Raw genomic sequence first — 21,821 nt, 5'->3', positions numbered from 1 at the left:
GTTTCACGGGGATTAAGGCGGAGGTCGGTCATGCGTATTCCGGCGCACTCGGTATGCACGGCGATCCGGGACGACATCGTCGCCGGTGTCTACGAGCGCGGCGGCCGGCTCACCGAGGAACTCCTCGCCCGCCGCTACGGCGTCTCGCGCGTCCCCGTCCGTGAGGCACTGCGCACGCTGGAGGCCGAGGGGTTCGTGGTGACCCGCCGGCACGCGGGCGCGTGCGTCGCCGAACCGACCGAGCAGGAGGCCGCCGACCTGCTGGAGATGCGCATGCTCCTGGAGCCGCTCGGCGCCTCCAGGGCCGCCCAGCGGCGCACCGAGGCGCACCTCAAGGTGTTGCGGGGCCTGGTCAGGCTGGGTCAGGAGCGGGCCAGGCGGGGCAACAGCGAGGATCTGCGCTCCTTGGGGGGCTGGTTCCACGAGACGCTCGCCCAGGCTTCCGGCAGCCCCGCGCTGACCTCGATGCTGACCCAGCTGCGGCACAAGATCGCCTGGATGTACGCGGTGGAGGCGCCGGCCAACCCCGCGGAGTCCTGGGCGGAGCACGGCGCGATCGTCGACGCGGTGGCGCGCGGCGACGGCGAGCGCGCCCGGGCGGTCACCGCCCTGCACACCGAGCGCGCGGGCGCCGCGCATCGACTGCGGTTCAATGGCGGCCCCGATCGCGCGGACCGTGTGAGGAATTCGCAACATCCCGTAAACATGCCGAGCCTGCGGCATTAACACGGGCGCCGTATACAAAGAGGGGTTAATTCGCGGGGGATTATTTCTGCTGCCCGTAAGCGGGAAATGCGAAGGGCCCGCCCGATAATTCGGGCGGGCCCTTCCGTGCTGCGACGAAAGTCGCAGCCCTGAATTCAGACGGTCTCGGGAAGCTCCTCGAGCCCCTCGGCGACCAGCTTCGCCAGCCGGTCGAGTGCGGCGTCCGCGCCCTCGGCGTCGGAGGCGAGCACGATCTCCTCGCCGCCCTGGGCGCCGAGCCCGAGGACAGCCAGCATGGAGGCCGCGTTGACGGGGTTGCCGTCGGCCTTGGCGATCGTCACGGGGACCCCTGCGGCCGTGGTGGCCCGGACGAAGATGGAGGCGGGGCGGGCGTGGAGACCCTCGGCCCAGCCGACGTTGACGCGGCGCTCAGCCATGTGATGCTGCCCTTCAGGTGTTCAGGGTTGTCTAGACCAGTTTCCCATACCGTGAAGCAAGCCCGGAACGGTCCTGCGTCCCGTCCCGAAGTGTCGTCGGACCGCGGCCTCGGCCAGACTCCCGTCCTCCACAGACTGCCCCGCGCCGTTGTCGTACGCGAGCCGTACTCTGGGCCCCATGCAGAGCGCGCCGGACCGGCACGAATACCCCGCCCACTGGGAAGCCGACGTGGTGCTGCGCGACGGCGGCACCGCACGCATCCGCCCCATCACCGTTGATGACGCCGAGCGCCTGGTCAGCTTCTACGAGCAGGTGTCGGACGAGTCGAAGTACTACCGCTTCTTCGCGCCCTACCCGCGCCTGTCCGCCAAGGACGTCCACCGCTTCACGCACCACGACTTTGTGGACCGGGTGGGACTCGCGGCCACCATCGGCGGCGAGTTCATCGCCACCGTACGCTATGACCGAATCGGCGCCGACGGAATGGCCGCGTCCGCACCGTCGGACGAGGCCGAGGTCGCGTTCCTGGTGCAGGACGCCCACCAAGGCCGCGGTGTCGCCTCCGCCCTCCTCGAACACATCGGTGCCGTCGCCCGTGAGCGTGGCATCCGCCGCTTCGCCGCCGAGGTGCTCCCCGCCAACACCAAGATGATCAAGGTGTTCATGGACGCCGGGTACACCCAGAAGCGCAGCTTCGAAGACGGCGTCGTACGCCTGGAGTTTGACCTCGAACCCACGGACCGGTCCCTCGCCGTGCAGTACGCGCGCGAGCAGCGCGCCGAGGCGCGGTCCGTGCAGCGGTTGCTGATGCCCGGCTCCGTCGCCGTCATCGGGGCCGGCCGCACTCCCGGCGGTGTGGGCCGCAGCGTCCTCGGCAACATCCGGGAGGCCGGGTTCACGGGCGCTCTGTACGCCGTGAACAGGGCGTTCCCGGAGGGGTTCAAGGAGCTCGACGGGGTGCCCGCGTGCCGCTCCGTGCGGGACATCGAGGGGCCAGTCGACCTCGCGGTCGTCGCCGTGCCCGCGGACCTCGTCCCCGAGGTCGTCACCGAGTGCGGCGAGCACGGCGTGCAGGGGCTCGTCGTGATCTCCGCCGGGTACGCCGAGAGCGGCCCCGAGGGGCGCGAGCGGCAGCGGGAACTCGTACGGCACGCGCGTGCGTACGGCATGCGGATCATCGGGCCCAACGCGTTCGGGATCATCAACACCGCAGCGGGCGTACGGCTGAACGCGTCCCTCGCCCCCGAGATGCCCCGTCCCGGGCGGATCGGGCTCTTCGCGCAGTCCGGCGCCATCGGGATCGCGCTGCTGTCCCGGCTGCACCGGCGCGGAGGCGGGGTCACCGGGGTCACGGGCGTGTCCACGTTCGTGTCGTCCGGCAACCGGGCGGACGTGTCCGGGAACGACGTACTCCAGTACTGGTACGACGATCCCGACACCGACGTGGTGTTGATGTACCTGGAGTCGATCGGCAACCCCCGCAAGTTCACCCGGCTCGCCCGGCGTACGGCGGCGGCGAAGCCGTTGGTCGTCGTACAGGGTGCGCGGCACGGGGGTGCGGCGCCGCAGGGGCATGCGGTGCGGGCGACGCGGCTGCCGCATGCCACGGTGTCCGCGCTGCTGCGGCAGGCCGGGGTGATCCGGGTGGACACGATCACCGAGCTGGTCGACGCGGGGCTGTTGCTCGCGCGTCAGCCGTTGCCCGCGGGTCCTCGGGTGGCGATCTTGGGGAACTCGGAGTCGCTGGGACTGCTGACGTACGACGCGTGTCTCTCCGAGGGGCTGCGACCGCAGGCTCCGCTGGACCTGACGACGGGGGCGACCGCCGAGGGCTTCCATGCGGCGCTGTCTCGGGCGTTGGCGGATGACGTTTGCGATGCGGTGGTGGTGACGGCGATACCGGCGATCGGGGAGTCGTCGGTCGGGGATGCGATGCTGGCGGAGGCGTTGCGGTCGGCTGCGGCGGAGGTTCCCGGGAAGCCGGTGCTGGTGGTGCATGTGGAGCTCGGGGGGCTGGCGGAGGCGTTGTCGGCTGCGGCCAGTACGGCACCACAGGCGGGTTCGACGACCCCCGGAGTGGCAGGCGGTGCCCGACCGTTCCCCCCTGCGGAACGACTGCCCACCGCGGTGCGAGCACCTGATGAAGCTGGGCTCATCCCCGCCTACCCCGCCGCCGAACGCGCCGTCCGCGCCCTCGGTGAAGCCGTCAAGTACGCCCAGTGGCGGCGTGATGCCGCCGAACCCGGCAAGGTGCCCGAGTACGAGGACATCGATGAGAAGGGCGCTGCCGACCTGATCGACGGGCTGTTGGCTCGCGGGCAGGGGCTGACCCTGGGGACCGAAGAGACGTGTGAGCTGCTGGGGAAGTACGGGATAGGGGTCCACCGGGCGCTGCCCGCACTCTCGCCCGATGACGCCGCCGCGGCCGCCCGCACCCTCGGCTATCCGGTCGCCCTCAAGGCCACCGCCCCCCACCTCAGGCACCGGGCCGATCTGGGCGGCGTACGGCTGGATCTGGCGGACGAGGAGCAACTGCGCAGGGCGTACGCCGAGTTGACGGAGCTGTTCGGGACGCCGGAGGAGCTGCGGCCGGTGGTGCAGGGGATGGCGCCGCGCGGAGTCGACACGGTCGTACGGGCGGTGATCGATCCGGCGGCCGGGGCCGTGCTGTCGTTCGGGCTCGCCGGGGCCGCCTCCCAGCTGCTGGGCGACACGGCGCACCGGCTCGTCCCCGTCACCGACCGGGAGGCGGCCTCGCTGGTGCGGTCGATCCGGACGGCACCGCTCCTGTTCGGCTGGCGCGGTTCGACGCCGGCCGACACCCCGGCCCTGGAGGAACTGCTGCTGCGCGTGTCGCGGCTGGTCGACGACCACCCGGAGGTGGTCGCGGTGACCCTGGAGCCGGTCGTCGTGGCCCAGCGCGGGGTGAGCGTGCTCAGCGCGTCCGTGCGGCTAGCGCCCCCGCCCGCCCGTGACGACCTCGGTCCGAGGACGCTTCCGGTGTACTAGAGACCGGTGTGAGCGGTGCCTCGCAGTCAGTGGGCCCCCGTAGGATGGGCGTCATGGCCAAGACCAGTACGACGACCCAGGGGCTGCGAGCGGCGATCGAGCGCAGCGGCTACTACCCGGCCCTCGTGGCCGAGGCGGTGGAGGCCGCTGTGGGCGGCGAGCCCATGCGGTCGTTCCTGGTCCACCAGGAGACGACGTTCGACCAGAACGAGGTGCGGCGGCATGTGACGGTGCTCGTCCTCACCGGCAACCGCTTCATCGTCAGCCACACCGACGAGCAGGCCGCCGACAGCACCTCCCCGACGCCGTACGCCACCACCTCCACCGAGTCGGTCAAGCTCGGCCGGATCTCCTCCGTCGTGGTCAGCCGGGTCGTCGCGAACCCGGAGTCGTACACGCCGGGCACGCTGCCCCGCGAGGTCGTGCTGACCATCGGCTGGGGCGCCGTCGCCCGACTCGACCTGGAGCCCGCCGCCTGCGGTGACCCCAACTGCGAGGCCGACCACGGCTACACGGGCAGTTCGACGGCCGACGACCTCAGCCTGCGCGTCAGCGAAGCCGGCGACGGCCCCGAGACGGTCCGCCAGGCCCTGGCCTTCGCCCAGTCCCTCTCCGAGGCGACAGCGGGCCTCGACCACTGATGGTTCAGCCAGCCTGGGACACCCACCCGGAACCCCTCACCGTCGACTCCGCCCCCCGGCCCGAGTACGGCACCGGCTCGCTCGCCGACCTGCTGCCCACGCTGGCCGCGGGCATGGCCGTACCCGGAATGACCGTGGCCATTCCGGAGCTGACCGCCGCCGACCGCAACTGCGTGTTCCTGATCGACGGCCTGGGCTGGGAGCAGCTCAAGGCGCACCCACAGGACGCGCCCTTCATGGCCTCCCTCATCAGCAGCTCGCGCGGGGGCACGGGCCGTCCGCTCACCACCGGATACCCGGCGACCACCGCGACCTCCCTCGCCTCCGTCGGCACCGGACTACCGCCGGGCGCGCACGGCCTGCCCGGATACACCGCCCGCAATCCGGCCACCGGCGAGCTCATGAACCAGCTGCGCTGGCAGCCCTGGACCGATCCACGGGCCTGGCAGCCGTACCCCACGGTCTTCCAGCTCGCGGACGCGGCCGGTGTGCACACCGCCCAGGTGACCTCACCCCACTTCCAGAACACCCCCCTCACCAAGATCGCGCTCAGCGGCGGCACCTTCCACGGCCGACTGACCGGCGAGGAGCGCATGGACCTCGCGGCCGAGCAACTGGCCTCCGGCGACCGCGCGCTCGTCTACACCTACTACGCCGAACTCGACGGTGCCGGACACCGCTTCGGCGTCGACTCCGACACCTGGCGTGGCCAGCTCATGTACGTCGACCGGCTCGTCCAGCGCCTCGCCGAGCAACTGCCGCCGCGTACCGCGCTCTACGTCACCGCCGACCACGGCATGATCGACGTCCCCTTCGACGAACAGCACCGCATCGACTTCGACGAGGACTGGGAGCTGCGCGCCGGCGTCGCCCTGCTCGGCGGCGAGGGCCGCGCTCGCCATGTCTACGCGGTGCCGGGCGCCGAGAACGACGTACTGACCTGCTGGCGCGAGGTGCTCGGCGAGCAGTTCTGGGTGGCCTCGCGCGACGAGGCGATCGCGGCGGGCTGGTTCGGGCCGCCCGGTGAATGCGACGAGCGGGTGTACGGCCGGATCGGCGATGTCGTCGCGGCCGCCCGGGACGACGTACTGATCATCGCCTCCGAGCGGGAGCCGAAGGAGTCGGCGATGGTCGGCAACCACGGCTCGATGACCCCTGCCGAGCAGCTGATCCCGCTCCTCGAAGTACGCTCCTGACACCCATCTGCCCTGCCCTGAAAGGTGCTCGACTCGCCATGCCCGAGCTGGTGTTCTTCTCCGGAACGATGGACTGCGGGAAGTCGACGCTGGCTCTCCAGATCGAGCACAACCGCTCGGCGCGCGGCCTGGCCGGCATGATCTTCACGCGTGACGACCGGGCCGGCGAGGGCAAGCTGTCCTCGCGGCTCGGGCTGGTCACGGACGCGGTGGAGGTCGAGGACGGGCAGGATCTGTACGCGTATCTGGTCGACCACCTGTCACAGGGCGGCCGTGCGGACTACGTCATCGCGGACGAGGCGCAGTTCCTCGTGGAGCAGCAGATCGACCAACTCGCGCGCGTGGTCGACGATCTGGGCCTCGACGTCTACGCCTTCGGCATCACGACCGACTTCCGCTCCAAGCTGTTCCCCGGCTCCCAGCGCCTCGTCGAACTCGCCGACCGCGTCGAGGTCCTCCAGGTCGAGGCCCTGTGCTGGTGCGGCGCCCGGGCCACGCACAACGCCCGCACGATAGGCGGCGAGATGGTCATCGAGGGCGCTCAGGTCGTCGTCGGCGACGTCGACCAGGCGGACGACATCGGGTACGAGGTCCTGTGCCGCCGCCACCATCGCCGCCGTATGACCGCGGCGACGGCACGGGCGGCGGCGCTGTCACCGGACGTACTGCCCGTCTCACCGGGCTGAGTTCAGCGCGGGCTCTGAACCAGGCAGAACCTGGCTCCCTCCGGGTCGGCGACCGTTGCCACGCGGCCGTGTTCGCTGTCGTGGGCCGGTCTGAGGACATGCCCGCCGAGGTCGGTGATCCGGGCGAGGCTCTCGTCCGTGTCGGCGACCTCGAAGTACGTCATCCAGTGCGGACCCCGGTCGCGGGGCAGGTAGTTGCCGACGCCGTGGATGCCGGCGACCGGGCGGCCGTCGATGAGCAGGGTCACGTAGTCGAAGTCGGCGGAGATCACCGGCTCCTCCTCGTAGTCGAACACGGTCTCGTAGAACTTGGCGACGCTCGCGGTCTCGAAGGTCAGCAGCTCGTGCCAGGCCGGTGTGCCGGGCACCCCGGCGATGGCCGTGCCGCCGTGCGCCGCCGCCTGCCACACGCCGAAGACCGCGCCGGACGGGTCCGAACCGATCACCAGCCGCCCGGCCTCCTCCGCGTCCAGCGGGCCCACTCCGACGGTGCCGCCGCAGAGCCGGACCGTTTCGGCGGTCAGGTCGACGTCGTCCGAGGCGAGGTAGGGCGTCCAGGCGATGGGGAGATGCCGGTCCGGCGGGAGCTGGCCGATGCCCGCCACCTCAGCGCCGTCGAGCAGCGCCCGCGCATAGGGGCCGAGCTGCTGGGGGCCCGGCCGGAACTCCCAGCCGAACAGCGCCCCGTAGAACTCCTGGGTCGTGGCCAGTCCATGCACCATCAGACTCACCCAGCAGGGCGTGCCGGGCGCGTGCCGAGCGTGCGTTTCGCCGTTCGGGCCGGCCGACCCCCGTGCCTCGGTCATCGTCACTCTCTCCTCGACCCCTCGCGGCGGCCGTGTCGCCGCCGCTCTGCGGACCCCCGTGCCGATGCTCGCACCACCCGTGGGACCGCGCGCTCCGGGCGCGCCGCCGTCATCGGCCTGTGCTCGGAGAATGCCCGGTGTGCGGTCTCTCGTCCATTTCCGTGCGATTGCCGACGGATGTCGATCGGCTGTACAGCATGTGCCCGATCCCGTACGCCTCGTGATCGGGGCTGTCCGGCCGAGCACAGTAGCCGGACATGGGCGATGCGGCCACCCCGTGCGCAAGGATGGTGGCCATGAACGCCATCATTTCCGCAACCGAACTCGCGAGCGACATGGCGGGGCCGAACCCGCCCGTCCTCCTCGATGTCCGCTGGCAGTTGAGCGTGGCCAAGGCCGCAGGGGAGCCCCCCTTCGACGGGCGCGCCGCATACGAGGCCGGGCATGTTCCCGGCGCGGTTTTCGTCGATCTGGACCGGGAGCTCGCCTCGGCGCCGGGCGGGCGTGGCCGGCATCCGTTGCCCGACATGGCCGAATTCGGTACGGCCATGCGTCGGGTCGGCGTGTCGTCCGCGGTGCCCGTGGTCGTGTACGACGGCGGGCAGGGGTGGGCCGCGGCGCGCGCCTGGTGGCTGCTGCGCTGGACGGGGCACCCGGATGTGCGGGTCCTCGACGGAGGTCTGCCCGCTTGGGAGGGGGCACTGGAGACGGCCGCGCCCGTTCCTGCGGAGGGGGACTTCCAGCCGGTGCCGGGGGCGGTGGGGATGCTCGACGCCGACGGGGCCGCGGCGGTGGCGCGGAGCGGTGTGCTCCTCGATGCGCGGGCGGGGGAGCGGTACCGGGGGGATGTGGAGCCGATCGATCCGGTGGGCGGGCACATTCCGGGGGCCGTGTCAGCGCCCACGAACGAGAACGTGGGTACGGACGGCGGCTTCCTCGCCACGGAGGACCTCCGGGCGCGGTTCAAGGCGCTGGGCGTGTCCGGCGACGATTCGGAGGTGGGTGTCTACTGCGGTTCGGGGGTCTCCGGGGCGCATGAGGTGCTCGCGCTGGCCGTCGCGGGGATTCCGGCGGCGTTGTACGTGGGGTCGTGGTCGGAGTGGTCGTCGGATCCTTCTCGGCCTGTTGCCGTGGGGCCGGATCCTCAGTAACCCGCAGCTGTGCGGGCACAAGTGTGAGGGCCGCGCTCGACGTGCGCGGCCCTCATCCTCGTACGACCGACTACTCCTGCTTCTTCCGCCGCGTCCCGAACACGATCTCGTCCCAGCTCGGGACCGCTGCCCGGCGGCCGGGGCGGACGCCGTCGGCTTCGGCCTGGCGGTCGGTGGAGCCGGTGAGGCGGTCGCGGTGGCTGCCGACGGACCGGGGCATGAGGACGTCGGCGTAGGCGGAACCGGCCGAGGCGGCGGGCGCCGGGGGTTCCTCCGGGGTGGGTTCGGCGGCGGGAGGTTCCTCCACCGGGTCCGGCGCCGGGCGCTCCGGGACGACCATGTCGCCGCGGAAGCTCGGCACCGCCTCCAAGAGGCTGGTCAGCGAGTCGCGTTCGCCGGCGCTCTCCACCTCGGGTTCGGGTGAAGGTGACGGCAGCACCGGACGGTCCGGGCGGTCCAGCGGGCGGTCGCGCGGCAGCCGGGCGATACGCGGCACGAACGGGAAGCTGGGCTCCGCTGCCGCGGCGAGGTCCTCGGACTCGCCGATCAGCGAGCGCGCCTCCTCGTCGACGGCCTGGACGAGCCGCCGGGGCGGGTCGTACGTCCAGCTCGCCGAGTGCGGTTCGCCCGCGACGAGATACACCAGCAGGACTTCCCAGGTGCCGTCGTCGCGGCGCCACGAGTCCCACTGGACGGTGTCCTTCTCGGCGCCGCGCAGCAGCAGTCGCTCCTGGACGGCCTCGCCGAGCTGGGGTCCGGCGGCGTTCTCACCGGGCCGACGGACGGGTGTCTTACGGGCCCGCTCGGCCATGAAGGCGCGCTCGGCCAGCACGGGGCCCTCGAAGCGGCGTACACGGTCGACCGGAATTCCGGCCATCTGTGCGACCTCTTCCGCGGTCGCACCCGCGCGTATACGCGCCTGAATGTCTCGCGGGCGGAGATGGCTCTCCACCTCGATCTCGATCTGGCCGAGGCGGGGACGGTCGCCGCGGACCGCGGCGCGCAGACGCTCGTCGATCGGAAGCGTGTACTCCGTCGCGTCGGCAGCCTTGAGCACCAGCCGTGTGCCGTCATTGGAGACGGCCACGACACGCAGTTCGGGCATGGGGACCTCCCGGGTGGTGCCTGCCGACGTCACGTGCGTCGCTGCTTCCGCTAGTCGAGTGTGGCCTGCCCGGGTGCAGCCTGCCACAACCTTGCCGAGTTGCCCGGCGTGTCGGGCCAGGGCCCTGGATCGCCGTTATGGCACGGTTACCTATTCGCAACGCTAAGTGACAAACTCCGTCACCCTGTGCAACTAGCCCCCTCCCAGCGGTCCTTGAAGGCCACGGACGCCCTGGCGGGAGGCCGGACCCAGGGCTCGCAACAGTACTCCATTTGGACCACGTGCGTGGATTGGCACGCCGCCCAACTTCTCGCAAGGGGCGGGGCTTGGCCGCTCGGGGCGCCGTTTTCGGGATCTTGAACGTGGCGTACTTCACGTAAACGGCAGAAACGGAACTAATGGTTTCGTTTGTACGTCCCTTTCTTGTGCGGTTGGTTGATCAAGTGGGAATGTCCTCGAAGTCCGGTGACAGCGAACCGACTTCCTCAGGGACGCTCTCCCACTCCACCTCCGGGGGCGCCACTCCGTCGGGCAGCGCCTCCCCGCAGGACGACGACAGCGGTACGGCTGTGACTCCGGCGCCGACTCCGAGTACCACCGGCAACGGCACCCCGGACCCCACGCCGAGCGCGTCCGCTACGTCCCCAACACCCTCCGCAAGTAGTCGTTCTGAAACAGCCGCTCCGGATCAAGCCGATCCCGCAACGCCGTGAACTCGCCGAACCGGGGGTAGACCCCGGCGAAGTACTCGGCGTCCCGGGTGTGCACCTTGCCCCAGTGCGGCCGGCCCTCGTGCGCCGTGAAGATGCGTTCGGCGGCGGTGAAGTACGCCTGATAGGGCGTCCCCTTGAACATGTGGACGGCAATGTAGGCGGTGTCGCGGCCGGAGGCGGTCGACAGGGCGATGTCGTCGGCCGGGGCGGTGCGGACCTCGACCGGGTAACTGATCCTGAGATGCGAACGGTCGACCATCGCCTTGAGTTCCCGCAGCGTGTCCACCAGAGCCGCGCGCGGGAGGGCGTACTCCATCTCGACGAACCGCACCCGGCGGGGCGAAGTGAAGACCTTGTAAGGGATGTCCGTGTACGTCCGGGTGGACCAGGCCCGGGTGGAGATCTGGGCGATGGTCGGGACGGTCGCGGGCACCGTGCGGCCGACCCAGTTGGCCGCCTGCCAGAGGCCGTTGGAGACGAACTCGTCCTCGAACCAGCCCGCAACCCGGCCCACCGGCTGCTCCGGGCCCGCGCTGCGGTTGTTGCGCTTGGTGTTGGTGCTGCCGGTGTGCGGGAACCAGTAGAACTCGAAGTGCTCGTTCTCCGTCCAGAGTTCGTCGAACCGGCTGGTGACCTGGTCGAAACTCATCGGCTCCTCACGGGCGGTGAGGAGGAAGACCGGCTCCACGGCGAAGGTGATCGCGGTGACGATGCCGAGGGCGCCGAGGCCTATTCGCGCGCCGGCGAAGATCTCCGGATTCTCCTTCTCGGAGCAGGTGAGCACCGAGCCGTCGGCCGTGACCAGCTCAAGGCCCTTGATCTGGGCGGCGATCGAGGCAGAGTCGCGGCCCGTGCCGTGTGTGCCGGTGCTGGTGGCCCCGGAGACCGTCTGCTCCATGATGTCGCCCATGTTCGTGAGCGACAGACCTTCGCGCGCGAGGGCCAGGTTGAGTCTCTTGAGCGGGGTACCGGCCTCCACCGTGACCGTGCCGGCTTCGCGATCAATGTTGCGGATGCCGGTCAACAGTTGAGGGCGGATCAACACACCATCGGTGGCGGCAATGGACGTGAACGAATGCCCGCTGCCGACGGCCTTCACGGTCAGCCCGTCCTCCGCCGCCTTCCGTACGGCCGCGACGAGTTCGTCCACGGAAGCGGGTTCGACCTCCCGTGCGGGACGGGCCGCGACGGTGCCGCCCCAGTTACGCCACGTGCCGCTTTTCCCGCTCGCTGTGCTGCTCAACGGTGCCTCCCCGCCGTGGAGCCGGCCTGGTGAGCCGGCGGTACCCGAGGAAACCGACCGCGGCCGCGACGGCCCCGGACACCGCCGGAACCCCGTACCCGGCACGCGCTCCGGCCGCGTCGATCACCCAGCCGGCCACGGAGGAGCCGAGGGCGACCCCGACGGCGAGCCCGGTGCTCACCCAGGTCATGCCTTCGGTGAGCTGTGCGCGTGGTACGTGCTTTTCGATGAGGGACATCGTCGTGATCATCGTGGGAGCGATGGACAGACCCGCAACGAACAGCGCCACGGCCAGAAACGGCAAGTTTCCGACCAGTAGGAGGGGGATCATACTCACGGCCATCATGGATACGCCCAGCAGCCAGCGACGTTCGGGCGCCCCGTGGAACCGCAACAGTCCGAATACGGCTCCTGCTGCGCAGGAACCCGCCGCGTAGATCGCGAGGACGAGGCTTGCGGCGCCCTTGTGTCCCTGCTCCTCGGCGAAGGCCACGGTGACCACGTCGACGGCTCCGAAGATCGCTCCGGTCGCCACGAAGGTGGCCACCAGGACCTGTAGGCCGGGTGCACGCAGCGCGCTGCCGCCGCTGAGCTGCTCGCGCGGATGCGGCTTCGGCTCGGTGGCGCGCTGCGCGGTCAGCCAGAAGACGCCGGCCGCCAGGAAGCAGCCGGCGAGCAGTGGCCCCGCCTCCGGGAACCAGGCCGTGGACAGGCCGATGGAGACGATCGGCCCGAAGATGAAGCAGATCTCGTCGACCACGGACTCGAAGGAGTACGCGGTGTGCAGCTGCGGGGTGTCCCGGTACAGGGCCGCCCAGCGGGCGCGGATCATCGCCCCGATGCTCGGCACGCAGCCGATCCCGACACACGCCACGAACAGCACCCAGTCCGGCCATCCGTAGTGCGCGGCGAACAGCAGCAAGGCCGCCGCGGTGAGCGACACCAGCGTCGCCGGGCGCAGCACCCGCCGCTGTCCGTACTGGTCCACCAGCCGCGAGACCTGCGGGCCGGCGATCGCGGCCGCCAGCGCGATGGTGGCCGACAGGGCGCCTGCGAGCCCGTACCGCCCGGTCAGCTGGGAGATCATCGTGACGACGCCGATGCCCATCATCGACAGCGGCATCCGCCCGAGGAAGCCGGCGGCGGCGAAGCCCTTGGAGCCGGGTGCGGCGAACAGGGCGAGGTAGGGGCTGGGCACGGGGTCTCCGGAACGGCGGGTGCGGGCGTCCGTCAGCCGGGCACTGACCCGGCGCGGGCTTCGGTAAGGCGTGAAGAGGGCTGATACAGATTACGGGCCATGTCACCCACTTGCACCATCGGGACCGGACACGTGTGCCATCGGGACCGGACCGGTCACCCCGCCGTTTCCCGGCTGTCAGCGCCGGGTGGCAGGATCGACTCATGCCAGACGCGCTCGATGCCAAGCCCTACGACGCCCTGCTCCTGCTCTCGTTCGGCGGCCCCGAAGGCCCGGACGAGGTGGTTCCGTTCCTGGAGAACGTGACGCGAGGGCGCGGCATCCCCAAGGAACGCCTCAAGGAAGTCGGACAGCACTACTTCCTGTTCGGCGGGGTCAGCCCGATCAACGACCAGAACCGCGCCCTCCTCGACGCCCTCCGCAAGGATTTCGCCGACCACGGCCTGGACCTGCCGGTCTACTGGGGCAACCGCAACTGGGCGCCTTACCTGACGGACACCCTGCGCGAGATGGTCGCCGACGGCCGCCGCCGCATCCTGGTCCTCGCCACCAGCGCCTACGCCTCGTACTCGGGCTGCCGCCAGTACCGCGAGAACCTCGCAGACTCGCTGGCCGCGCTGGCAGCCGAGGGCCTGGAGCTGCCGAAGATCGACAAGCTGAGGCACTACTTCAACCACCCGGGCTTCCTGGAGCCCATGATCGACGGCGTGCTCCGGTCACTGGACGACCTTCCCGAGGGCGTCCGGGACGGCGCGCACATCGCCTTCACCACGCACTCGATCCCCACGGCCGCCGCGGACACCTCCGGCCCCGTGGAGGACCACGGCGAGGGCGGCGCGTACGTCGAGCAGCACCTGGACGTCGCGGAGCTGATCGCCGACGCCGTCCGTGAGCGCACCGGCATCGACCACCCCTGGCAGCTCGTGTACCAGTCGCGCTCCGGGGCCCCGCACATCCCGTGGCTGGAGCCCGACATCTGCGACCACCTCGAGGAGCGGCACGCGGCCGGGGCCCCGGCGGTGGTCATGGCGCCCATCGGGTTCGTCTCCGACCACATGGAGGTCCTGTACGACCTCGACACGGAGGCCAAGGCGAAGGGCGAGGAGCTGGGGCTGCCGCTGCGCCGCTCCGCCACCGTCGGCGCCGATCCGCGGTTCGCCGCCGCGATCCGGGACCTCGTCCTGGAGCGGGCCGCCGTCGAGCGCGGCCAGGAGGCCAAGCCGTGCGCCCTGGGCGGACTCGGCGCGAGCCACCACCTCTGCCCGGTGGGCTGCTGCCCGGCCCGCGCCCCCCGTCCCGCCGCCGCGGGCGCCGACAGCACGTACGCGTGAGGAGCGCCGTGACCGACCCCCTGCACTCGGACCTGCTCGCCCTGGCCCAGGAGGCCGCCCGGCAGGCGGGCGGACTGCTGCGCGACGGCCGCCCGGCCGACCTGGCCGTCGCCGCCACCAAGTCCAGCCCGATCGACGTGGTCACCGAGATGGACATCGCGGCCGAGAAGCTGATCACCGGCCTGATCGCCGACCGCCGCCCCGACGACGGCTTCCTCGGTGAGGAGGGTGCCTCCGTCGAAGGCTCCAGCGGTGTCCGCTGGGTGATCGACCCGCTCGACGGCACGGTCAACTACCTGTATGGGCTGCCGACTTGGTCCGTCTCCATCGCGGCCGAGCAGGATGGCGAGCGAGTCGTCGGTGTCGTCGCGGCGCCGATGCGCGGCGAGACGTACCACGCGATACGTGGTGGTGGCGCGTGGGCCGCGGGCGCCTGGGACGGGGAGCGGAGGCTGACCTGCCGCCCGGCGCCACCGCTCGAACAGGCCCTGGTCTCGACCGGCTTCAACTACGTCACCGAAGTCCGTGCGCACCAGGCCGACGTCGCCCAGAAGCTGATCCCCCTCCTGCGCGACATCCGGCGCGGCGGCTCGGCCGCGGTCGACCTGTGCGACGTGGCCTGCGGCCGGCTCGACGGCTACTACGAGCGGGGCCTGCACCCTTGGGACATGGCCGCGGGCGACCTCATCGCCAGGGAGGCGGGCGCGCTGACCGGTGGCCGCCCCGGAGAGGCCCCGTCAAACGCCCTCACGGTCGCAGCGACCCCCGGGGTCTTCGAGCCGCTCCAGCGGCTGCTTGAGGACTTCGGCGCCTGGCACGACTGACGGGCGGCAGGACGGGCCGTCGTACGACACAGCGGAGCCCCGGCGCTGGATTCGCCGGGGCTCCGCTGTCGTGCTTGATCAGACGCTTGGCGCGCCGACCTCCACACCGTGCTCGGCGGCAAGGCGGCGCAGGTCGTCGAGTTCGGCCTGCTCCACCTCGACGAGGAAGTCGTCGCCCTCGTCACGAGCCCGCGTCAGGTCGGACTCGGTCGCCCTTATGCGCTGCAGAAGTCCTGCGGTGAATGCGTCCATGCTGCGCCCCCTCGTCCTGGGTCGTGGGTCGGTGGCACGGGGGTGTGCCGTTCGGAAGGGGCGATCACGTCTCCTGTGGATGCCCAGCGCTGCCCGGGCTGGGCGGCGACGGTGCCGGACACCCACGCCCGCTCTGCGGAAAGCGGATTGCGGCGTACCGCATGGTGCTGCGGTACATGCAGAGCGTGATCGCGGGGTGTAATCGGTCCTCCCCTGGCTCCCTCCCACGGAAACCTCAACCGGGGGAGGAAATCTCGTATTCCCGGTTCCTGCACCGCTCCCGTAGGGCCCTCCTCCCCGACTTACAGCCGACTTATGGCCGAAAAGGGCAGGATGGAGGTCAACACACCCACGTAGACCCTGCCCGCGTGTGCCCGAGAGGCGCTACGCGGGTGGACACAGGAAGGACAGCGACGTGCGCGTACTCGTCGTCGAGGACGAGCAGCTGCTCGCCGATGCGGTGGCCACCGGACTGCGCCGGGAGGCCATGGCCGTCGACGTCGTGTACGACGGTGCGGCCGCCCTGGAGCGCATCGGCGTCAACGACTACGACGTGGTCGTCCTCGACCGCGACCTCCCGCTGGTGCACGGCGACGACGTCTGCCGCAAGATCGTCGAACTCGGCATGCCCACCCGCGTGCTGATGCTCACGGCCTCGGGCGACGTCAGTGACCGTGTCGAAGGCCTGGAGATCGGCGCCGACGACTATCTCCCCAAGCCCTTTGCGTTCAGTGAGCTGACCGCACGCGTGCGTGCCCTCGGCCGGCGCACCAGTGTGCCGCTGCCGCCGGTCCTGGAGCGGGCCGGCATCAAGCTCGACCCGAACCGCCGCGAGGTCTTCCGCGACGGCAAGGAGGTCCAGCTCGCGCCGAAGGAGTTCGCCGTCCTGGAAGTGCTGATGCGCAGCGAGGGCGCGGTCGTCTCCGCGGAACAGCTCCTGGAGAAGGCCTGGGACGAGAACACGGACCCGTTCACCAACGTCGTGCGCGTGACCGTTATGACCCTGCGCCGCAAGCTGGGCGAGCCGGCCGTCATCGTCACCGTCCCCGGCTCCGGCTACCGGATCTGATCCAGTGGCCACGACACCGGCGCCTCCCCAGGCGCCCCCCAAGCCCACGTGGGACCCCCGCAGGCCGGAGGCCCCCTTCCCCTGGCTGCGCCCGACCATCCGGATACGGCTCACGTTGCTCTACGGCGGCATGTTCCTGATCGCGGGCATCCTGCTGCTGTCGATCATCTATCTGCTGGCGGCGCAGGCGCTGAACGTCGGCAGCGACCTCCCCTTCAAGATCGTCGAGGGCAAGGTCACCAGCGACATCTGCAACCTGCCCGACAGCGCCACGCCCAGCACGTTCAACAGCGCGATGAACGGCTGCGTCAACGAACAGCGTCAGCACGCCCTGGACAATCTGCTCAGCCGTTCACTCCTGGCCCTGCTCGGCCTCGCCGTGATCGCCTTCGCTTTCGGATACGCCATGGCGGGCCGCGTCCTGTCGCCGCTCGGCCGGATCACCCGCACCGCCCGCGCGGTGGCGGGCTCGGACCTTTCCCGCCGTATCGAGCTGGACGGCCCGGACGACGAGCTCAAGGAGCTGGCGGACACCTTCGACGACATGCTGGACCGGCTTCAGCGGGCCTTCACCGCCCAGCAGCGCTTCGTCGGCAACGCCTCGCACGAACTGCGCACCCCGCTCGCGATCAACCGCACGCTCCTCGAAGTGCACCTGTCCGATCCGAACGCGCCGATGGAGCTCCAGCAGCTCGGCAAGACGCTGCTGGCCACCAACGAGCGCAGTGAGCAGCTCGTGGAGGGGCTGCTGCTGCTCGCCCGCAGCGACAACCAGATCGTCGAGCGCAAGCCGGTGGACCTCGCCGAGGTCGCCTCGCAGGCCATCGACCAGGTGCACTCCGAGGCACAGGCCAAGGGCGTGCGGATCCGGGGCGAGCAGAAGGCCGCGGTCGTCCAGGGCAACGGTGTGCTGCTGGAGCGGATCGCCCTGAACCTGGTGCAGAACGCGGTCCGGTACAACGTCCCGGAGGGCGGCTGGGTCGAGGTCAGTACCGAGGTCCAGCACGGTCAGGCGGTCCTGGTCGTCACGAACACGGGCCCGGTCGTGCCCGCGTACGAGATCGACAATCTTTTCGAGCCGTTCAGACGGCTGCGTACGGAGCGCACGGGCAGCGACAAGGGCGTCGGCCTCGGGTTGTCCATCGCCCGGTCCGTGGCCAGGGCGCATGGCGGGCATATCTCCGCCCAGCCACGTGAGGGAGGAGGGCTCGTGATGCGAGTTGCCCTGCCGATCTGAGATCATGCCGCGACACATTCGGGGATGTTCGCTTTGCGCGGAATTTTCACGTCCCGCTCTCGGCGTCCCCGTGTGTGATCGATCACAAGGGCAACTTTCCGGCCATCTACTCTCAGTGATCATGCACCCTGTCGGAAAGCCGGGAAAATCCCGGTTTTCGAGGGCCTTGATCACGGGAAGTACACGGTGAGACGCCTTTGAAGTGCGGTATTCGGACCGTGTACGGTCCCCATCGCCATCCAAGCCGATCACTCGTGAGGAGTCCGGTTGGGTGTCGATTGAGTAACAGACCTTGATGTGAGGCAAAATCTCCGCCTCGGGTCGGGCACAAGTCCGGCCTCTCACGCGTTACGTGCGCTGGAGACACCGCAGACACCCAGAGGGGGAGAGCGACATGGCAACGGATTACGACACCCCACGCAAGACCGACGACGACGTCGACTCGGACAGCCTTGAAGAGCTCAAGGCCCGTAGGAACGACAAGTCGACTTCCGCAGTGGACGTCGACGAGTTCGAGGCCGCCGAAGGCCTGGAACTGCCCGGCGCGGACCTCTCGAACGAGGAGCTGGCCGTCCGGGTGCTGCCGAAGCAGCAGGACGAGTTCACTTGCATGAGCTGCTTCCTGGTGCATCACCGCAGCCAGCTGGCCCGGGAGAAGAACGGTCAGCCGATCTGCCGCGACTGCGACTGAGGACGGGTCGGCCGTGACTGGCTCGACCCCTCCTTGGAAGCGCCGCTTCCCCGTGGGGGGAGCGGACGAAGGGCCGCAGTTTGAGGGCCCTCATGGCGCGCGTGACGACGAGCGGGGCTCATCCGACATCGGATCGGCCTCGCTCGAACCGGCGGCCGACCGGGCTGACCTTCCGGTCCCGACGGAGGGTCCGACGCCCGTCGCTAGGCCGGGGGTCCCCCCGCTCGAGCGAAGTCGAGAGTGGGGGAGGGCGGGGGTGATTCGTGACAAGGCCGTGGAAGGCGTCCGTAAGGGCGGCAGCCGGGCCCGTGCGGGCCTGGCGTACCTCGCCGACCGGCTGATCGAGATCGCGCCGCGGATCCCCGTACGCGACCTCAAGACGCTGCGCAGGCAGTTCCCCGGTCTCGGGCCCGAGGAACTCGCGGACAAACTCGTGGCGGGCGCGGCGAACGCGACGTCCACGGTCGGCGCCGGGATCGGTGCCGCGGCCATGCTGCCGGTACCGCCGGCGATGCCGACGGAACTGGCCGCGGAGGTCACCGGCGTCGCGGCGATCGAGCTGAAGCTGATCGCCGAGCTGCACGAGGTCTACGGCGTACGGCCGCCCGGCAACCTGAAGCAGCGCAGCACCGCGTATCTGAACTCCTGGTCGGGAGAGCGCGGGATCGACGTGACGAAGCCGTCGACGTTCAGTGCGGCGCTGAACGGCCAGATGAAGCGCGAACTGCGCCAGCAGATCATGAAACGCATGGTCCGCAACCTGCCGAACCTGATGCCGTTCATGGTCGGAGCCGCGGTCGGGGCGGTCATGAACCGCAGAGACACCCGGAAGCTCGCCGAGCGCATCCGCAAGGACCTGCGCAAGGCCCAGGTGCCGTGGGAGAAGCTGACCGAGCTCCCGTCGCTGGAGGCCCCGGCGGACCCGCTGCGCATCGGCGAGATCCCCAAGGAACTCGGGCACTGAACCGGAACATGCCCGGCAGCCGGCACCGAACCGAAACTTTGCCCGGCAGACAGAAACTTTGCCTAGGCGTCCGCCGCCCGCGCCGCCTTGAGCGCCTCCGCCAGCCGCTCCGGCTCCCGGGTCGACAGGTACAGGTAGGGCGTCGGGTCGTCCGGATCGGTGACCTCGACCTTCAGCGCGGTGGGGATGTAGGCGCGGAGCAGCAGGAACGCGCGCGTGTCCGCCTTGTACGTGCGCCAGGCGCGCGCCTCCTCCGGGTCCAGGATCTCCGTCTCGCCCAGGGCCGTCACCGGGATCTTCGCCTCGCCCGCGATCAGCGAGCCGCCGACGACGCGGATGCGCTGCGAGCCGTACGAACTGGCCACGACGGCCGCGGCCGCGGTGCCGCCGGCCAGGCCGCCGAGCATCGGCAGCGTGCCGAAGGGCAGCAGGATCAGGGCCATGGAGAGCCCGACGAGCAAACTGATCAGCCACCAGGAGCGGGGCGCGGTCAGGCGTTCTTCGTACGGGGTGGCGGAGAGCTGCATGCGGCCAAGCTTGGCACGGTGTCGGTATAGGGCCGACGCGCGGGTAAGGTCTGCGGCTGTGAGTGGTTCGTCCGCAGTTCTCAAGCCCCCCGCCGATGCCAGGAAGCCGGTGCGTCATCCCGACGCTCCCGCGCCCGGTGAACTGCTCGGCGCGCACTATGGCCAGTGCTTCGGTTGCGGCGGCGAGCAGCCCCATGGACTGCATCTGGAGGCGCGGGCGGGCGAGGGCGTCTCCCTCACCGCCGAGTTCACCGTGCGGCCCGAACACCAGGGTGCCCCCGGTCTCGCGCACGGCGGTGTGCTGGCGACGGCCCTGGACGAGACCCTCGGCTCGCTGAACTGGCTGCTGCGGACGATCGCCGTGACCGGACGCCTGGAGACGGACTTCGCCAGGCCGGTGGCGGTGGGCACCACGCTGCATCTGGTGGCCGAGGTCGTGGCGGTGGCCGGGCGGAAGATCTACTCGACCGCCGTCGGACGCATCGACGGCCCCGACGGACCCGTGGCCGTCCGCGCCGACGCGCTCTTCATCGAGGTGAAGGTCGATCACTTCGTCGACAACGGGCGCCCGGAGGAGATCCGGGCCGCCATGGACGACCCGGACCAGACCAGGCGTGCCCGCGCCTTCGAGGTGAACCCGTGAGCCGTGCCCCCCGTCAGGAACTCGACGTGCTGATCCGGCGCGTCGACGCCGACGTACCGCTTCCGTCGTACGAGCACCCCGGTGACGCCGGAGCCGATCTGCGCACCACTGAGGCGTGCGAACTGAAGCCCGGCGAACGGGCCGTGCTGCCCACTGGAGTGTCTGTCGCGCTCCCGGAGGGGTACGCGGCCTTCGTGCACCCGCGATCCGGCCTCGCCGCCCGCTGCGGTGTCGCCCTCGTGAATGCCCCGGGGACGGTTGATGCCGGGTACCGTGGAGAGATCAAGGTGATCGTGGTGAATCTCGACCCGCGCGAGGCTGTGCGGTTCGAGCGCTTCGACCGGATTGCCCAACTGGTCGTCCAGCAGGTCGAGAGGGTCCGCTTCCAGGAGGTGGCGGAGCTTCCCGGGTCGGCGCGGGCCGAAGGGGGCTTCGGATCCACCGGCGGCCATGCCGCGGTGACCGGAACAAGCAGCACAAGCGGTCAGGCCGCCATGGGCGGCGCGACGGGTGGGAATCGATACGCTTCGGTCGTATCCGACCGGGAAGGACAGTGACGTGTTCGGACGTCGCAAGAAGAAGGGTGCCGCCGACGACGCGGCCGGCGAGGCCGAGCAGGTCGTCGACAGTGTCGACACTGAGGCGGACGAAGAGGACGAGGGTGCGCGCGAGCGCGTGCGGCTCGAGCCGGAGCCGCGGCCCGACGGGCCCTGGGACAGCACCGAGGTGAGCGATCCGGCCGAGGGCCGGGTCGACCTGGGCGGCATCTTCGTGCCGGGTGTCGACGGCATGGAGCTGCGGGTCGAGGTCGCGGGCGACGCGATCGTCGCGGCGACCGTGGTGCTGCGCGACAGTGCGGTCCAGTTGCAGGCCTTCGCCGCTCCCAAGCGCGAGGGCATCTGGGGCGAAGTACGTGAGGAGATCGCGGGCGGTATCACTCAGCAGGGTGGCATCGTCGACGAGGTCGAGGGTCCGCTGGGCTGGGAGCTGCGCGCCCAGGTGCCGGTGCAGCTGCCGGACGGAACGGGCGGCTTCCAGGTCGTGCGGTTCATCGGTGTGGACGGGCCCCGCTGGTTCCTGCGCGGAGTGATTTCCGGGCAGGGTGCGGTGCAGCCGCAGGCGGCGGGACTGCTGGAGCAGATCTTCCGGGACACGGTCGTGGTCCGCGGCGAGGGCCCGATGGCGCCCCGCGACCCGATTGTCCTGAAACTGCCGAACGACGCCCAGATGGTCCCCGAGGGTGTCCAGCAGGAGGAGGCCGGCTCGCGCTTCTCCGGCGGCATGGGGCAGTTGCAGCGCGGACCGGAGATCACCGAGGTCCGCTAGTCAGACGAGGGAAGGGCCGCACCCCGGACAAGGGTGCGGCCCTTTTTCGTGCGCGGATTCTTGACG

At 70.6% G+C, this 21,821-nt stretch carries 23 protein-coding genes; 15 read left to right on the top strand and 8 right to left on the bottom strand.

Annotation, left to right across the window (positions count from 1 at the left end; translation table 11 throughout):
- Positions 1-30: 30 nt before the first annotated feature.
- Complete coding sequence (locus KCH87_RS28185) at positions 31-726, top strand: GntR family transcriptional regulator (RefSeq protein WP_210589093.1); 696 nt, start codon at positions 31-33, stop codon at positions 724-726.
- A gap of 134 nt (positions 727-860) precedes the next feature.
- Here KCH87_RS28185 and KCH87_RS28180 read toward each other — a convergent pair whose 3' ends face one another.
- On the bottom strand, positions 861-1,142 hold the full coding sequence (locus KCH87_RS28180) for an HPr family phosphocarrier protein (protein WP_210589092.1): 282 nt from the start codon (positions 1,140-1,142) through the stop codon (positions 861-863).
- 178 nt (positions 1,143-1,320) lie between these two features.
- On the opposite strand from KCH87_RS28180, the gene KCH87_RS28175 reads away from it, so the two are divergent.
- From KCH87_RS28175 to KCH87_RS28160, 4 genes are read left to right on the top strand one after another with little or no spacing between them, the layout of a single operon-like run.
- Positions 1,321-4,152, top strand: a complete 2,832-nt coding sequence (locus KCH87_RS28175) for a bifunctional GNAT family N-acetyltransferase/acetate--CoA ligase family protein (protein ID WP_210589091.1) — start codon at positions 1,321-1,323, stop codon at positions 4,150-4,152.
- A gap of 53 nt (positions 4,153-4,205) precedes the next feature.
- Positions 4,206-4,793, top strand: coding sequence for a DUF5998 family protein (locus KCH87_RS28170; RefSeq protein ID WP_210589090.1), 588 nt, complete (start codon positions 4,206-4,208; stop codon positions 4,791-4,793).
- A complete protein-coding gene (locus tag KCH87_RS28165; protein WP_210589089.1) occupies positions 4,793-5,989 on the top strand; it encodes an alkaline phosphatase family protein in 1,197 nt (398 codons plus the stop codon). Before KCH87_RS28170 ends, KCH87_RS28165 begins: the two co-directional genes overlap by 1 nt.
- 38 nt (positions 5,990-6,027) lie before the next feature.
- Positions 6,028-6,675 carry a thymidine kinase gene (locus KCH87_RS28160; protein WP_210589088.1) on the top strand — a complete coding sequence of 216 codons (648 nt, stop codon included), beginning with the start codon at positions 6,028-6,030 and terminating at the stop codon, positions 6,673-6,675.
- A 2-nt stretch (positions 6,676-6,677) separates the two neighbouring features.
- Here the strand turns inward: KCH87_RS28160 and KCH87_RS28155 are convergent, their stop codons facing one another.
- Positions 6,678-7,481 carry a VOC family protein gene (locus KCH87_RS28155; RefSeq protein ID WP_210589087.1) on the bottom strand — a complete coding sequence of 268 codons (804 nt, stop codon included), beginning with the start codon at positions 7,479-7,481 and terminating at the stop codon, positions 6,678-6,680.
- A gap of 296 nt (positions 7,482-7,777) precedes the next feature.
- On the opposite strand from KCH87_RS28155, the gene KCH87_RS28150 reads away from it, so the two are divergent.
- Positions 7,778-8,632 (top strand): sulfurtransferase, encoded by an 855-nt coding sequence (locus KCH87_RS28150; protein ID WP_210589086.1) that lies wholly within the window; start codon positions 7,778-7,780, stop codon positions 8,630-8,632.
- 70 nt (positions 8,633-8,702) lie between these two features.
- On the opposite strand, the gene sepH is transcribed toward KCH87_RS28150, so the two are convergent.
- From sepH to KCH87_RS28130, 4 genes are all read right to left on the bottom strand, one after another.
- Positions 8,703-9,737, bottom strand: coding sequence for a septation protein SepH (gene sepH / locus KCH87_RS28145; RefSeq protein ID WP_210589085.1), 1,035 nt, complete (start codon positions 9,735-9,737; stop codon positions 8,703-8,705).
- 439 nt (positions 9,738-10,176) lie between these two features.
- The gene (locus tag KCH87_RS28140; protein WP_210589084.1) at positions 10,177-10,347 is read right to left on the bottom strand and encodes a hypothetical protein; all 171 of its coding nucleotides are present in this window, start codon (positions 10,345-10,347) and stop codon (positions 10,177-10,179) included.
- A gap of 26 nt (positions 10,348-10,373) precedes the next feature.
- Positions 10,374-11,693 carry a D-arabinono-1,4-lactone oxidase gene (locus KCH87_RS28135; RefSeq protein ID WP_210589083.1) on the bottom strand — a complete coding sequence of 440 codons (1,320 nt, stop codon included), beginning with the start codon at positions 11,691-11,693 and terminating at the stop codon, positions 10,374-10,376.
- Positions 11,653-12,891, bottom strand: coding sequence for an MFS transporter (locus KCH87_RS28130; protein WP_210589082.1), 1,239 nt, complete (start codon positions 12,889-12,891; stop codon positions 11,653-11,655). The genes KCH87_RS28135 and KCH87_RS28130 overlap by 41 nt, the downstream gene beginning before the upstream one ends.
- 203 nt (positions 12,892-13,094) lie before the next feature.
- Between KCH87_RS28130 and KCH87_RS28125 the strand changes: the two genes are divergently transcribed.
- Together KCH87_RS28125 and KCH87_RS28120 are read left to right on the top strand one after the other, a co-directional pair.
- The gene (locus KCH87_RS28125; RefSeq protein ID WP_210589081.1) at positions 13,095-14,222 is read left to right on the top strand and encodes a ferrochelatase; all 1,128 of its coding nucleotides are present in this window, start codon (positions 13,095-13,097) and stop codon (positions 14,220-14,222) included.
- An 8-nt stretch (positions 14,223-14,230) separates the two neighbouring features.
- Positions 14,231-15,046: an inositol monophosphatase family protein gene (locus KCH87_RS28120; protein WP_210589080.1), complete on the top strand. Its 816-nt coding sequence runs from the start codon at positions 14,231-14,233 to the stop codon at positions 15,044-15,046.
- Positions 15,047-15,124: 78 nt separating this feature from the next.
- On the opposite strand, the gene KCH87_RS28115 is transcribed toward KCH87_RS28120, so the two are convergent.
- A complete protein-coding gene (locus KCH87_RS28115; RefSeq protein ID WP_210589079.1) occupies positions 15,125-15,298 on the bottom strand; it encodes a hypothetical protein in 174 nt (57 codons plus the stop codon).
- Between the two features lie 415 nt (positions 15,299-15,713).
- Between KCH87_RS28115 and KCH87_RS28110 the strand changes: the two genes are divergently transcribed.
- The 4 genes from KCH87_RS28110 to KCH87_RS28095 all read left to right on the top strand — a co-directional run bounded on the left by KCH87_RS28110 (position 15,714) and on the right by KCH87_RS28095 (position 19,259).
- Positions 15,714-16,367, top strand: a complete 654-nt coding sequence (locus KCH87_RS28110) for a response regulator transcription factor (RefSeq protein WP_030605557.1) — start codon at positions 15,714-15,716, stop codon at positions 16,365-16,367.
- A 4-nt stretch (positions 16,368-16,371) separates the two neighbouring features.
- A complete protein-coding gene (locus KCH87_RS28105; protein WP_210589078.1) occupies positions 16,372-17,604 on the top strand; it encodes a HAMP domain-containing sensor histidine kinase in 1,233 nt (410 codons plus the stop codon).
- A 394-nt stretch (positions 17,605-17,998) separates the two neighbouring features.
- Complete coding sequence (locus tag KCH87_RS28100) at positions 17,999-18,295, top strand: DUF4193 domain-containing protein (RefSeq protein ID WP_005481602.1); 297 nt, start codon at positions 17,999-18,001, stop codon at positions 18,293-18,295.
- 13 nt (positions 18,296-18,308) lie between these two features.
- Positions 18,309-19,259 carry a hypothetical protein gene (locus tag KCH87_RS28095; RefSeq protein ID WP_210589077.1) on the top strand — a complete coding sequence of 317 codons (951 nt, stop codon included), beginning with the start codon at positions 18,309-18,311 and terminating at the stop codon, positions 19,257-19,259.
- Between the two features lie 62 nt (positions 19,260-19,321).
- Here the strand turns inward: KCH87_RS28095 and KCH87_RS28090 are convergent, their stop codons facing one another.
- Entirely contained in the window at positions 19,322-19,786 is a 465-nt protein-coding gene (locus KCH87_RS28090) for a DUF3093 domain-containing protein (RefSeq protein ID WP_210589076.1), read from the bottom strand.
- A 58-nt stretch (positions 19,787-19,844) separates the two neighbouring features.
- On the opposite strand from KCH87_RS28090, the gene KCH87_RS28085 reads away from it, so the two are divergent.
- From KCH87_RS28085 to KCH87_RS28075, 3 genes are read left to right on the top strand one after another with little or no spacing between them, the layout of a single operon-like run.
- A complete protein-coding gene (locus tag KCH87_RS28085; protein WP_210589075.1) occupies positions 19,845-20,429 on the top strand; it encodes a PaaI family thioesterase in 585 nt (194 codons plus the stop codon).
- Positions 20,426-20,986: a dUTP diphosphatase gene (gene dut / locus KCH87_RS28080; RefSeq protein ID WP_210589074.1), complete on the top strand. Its 561-nt coding sequence runs from the start codon at positions 20,426-20,428 to the stop codon at positions 20,984-20,986. The genes KCH87_RS28085 and dut overlap by 4 nt, the downstream gene beginning before the upstream one ends.
- A gap of 1 nt (position 20,987) precedes the next feature.
- Positions 20,988-21,755: a DUF3710 domain-containing protein gene (locus KCH87_RS28075; RefSeq protein ID WP_210589073.1), complete on the top strand. Its 768-nt coding sequence runs from the start codon at positions 20,988-20,990 to the stop codon at positions 21,753-21,755.
- Positions 21,756-21,821: the final 66 nt, after the last annotated feature.

Source organism: Streptomyces sp. GESEQ-35 (genome assembly GCF_017948485.1).
GTDB lineage: Bacteria > Actinomycetota > Actinomycetes > Streptomycetales > Streptomycetaceae > Streptomyces.
The sequence above is the reverse complement of the archived record's forward strand: the minus strand, read 5'-3'. Positions and strand labels throughout refer to the sequence as shown.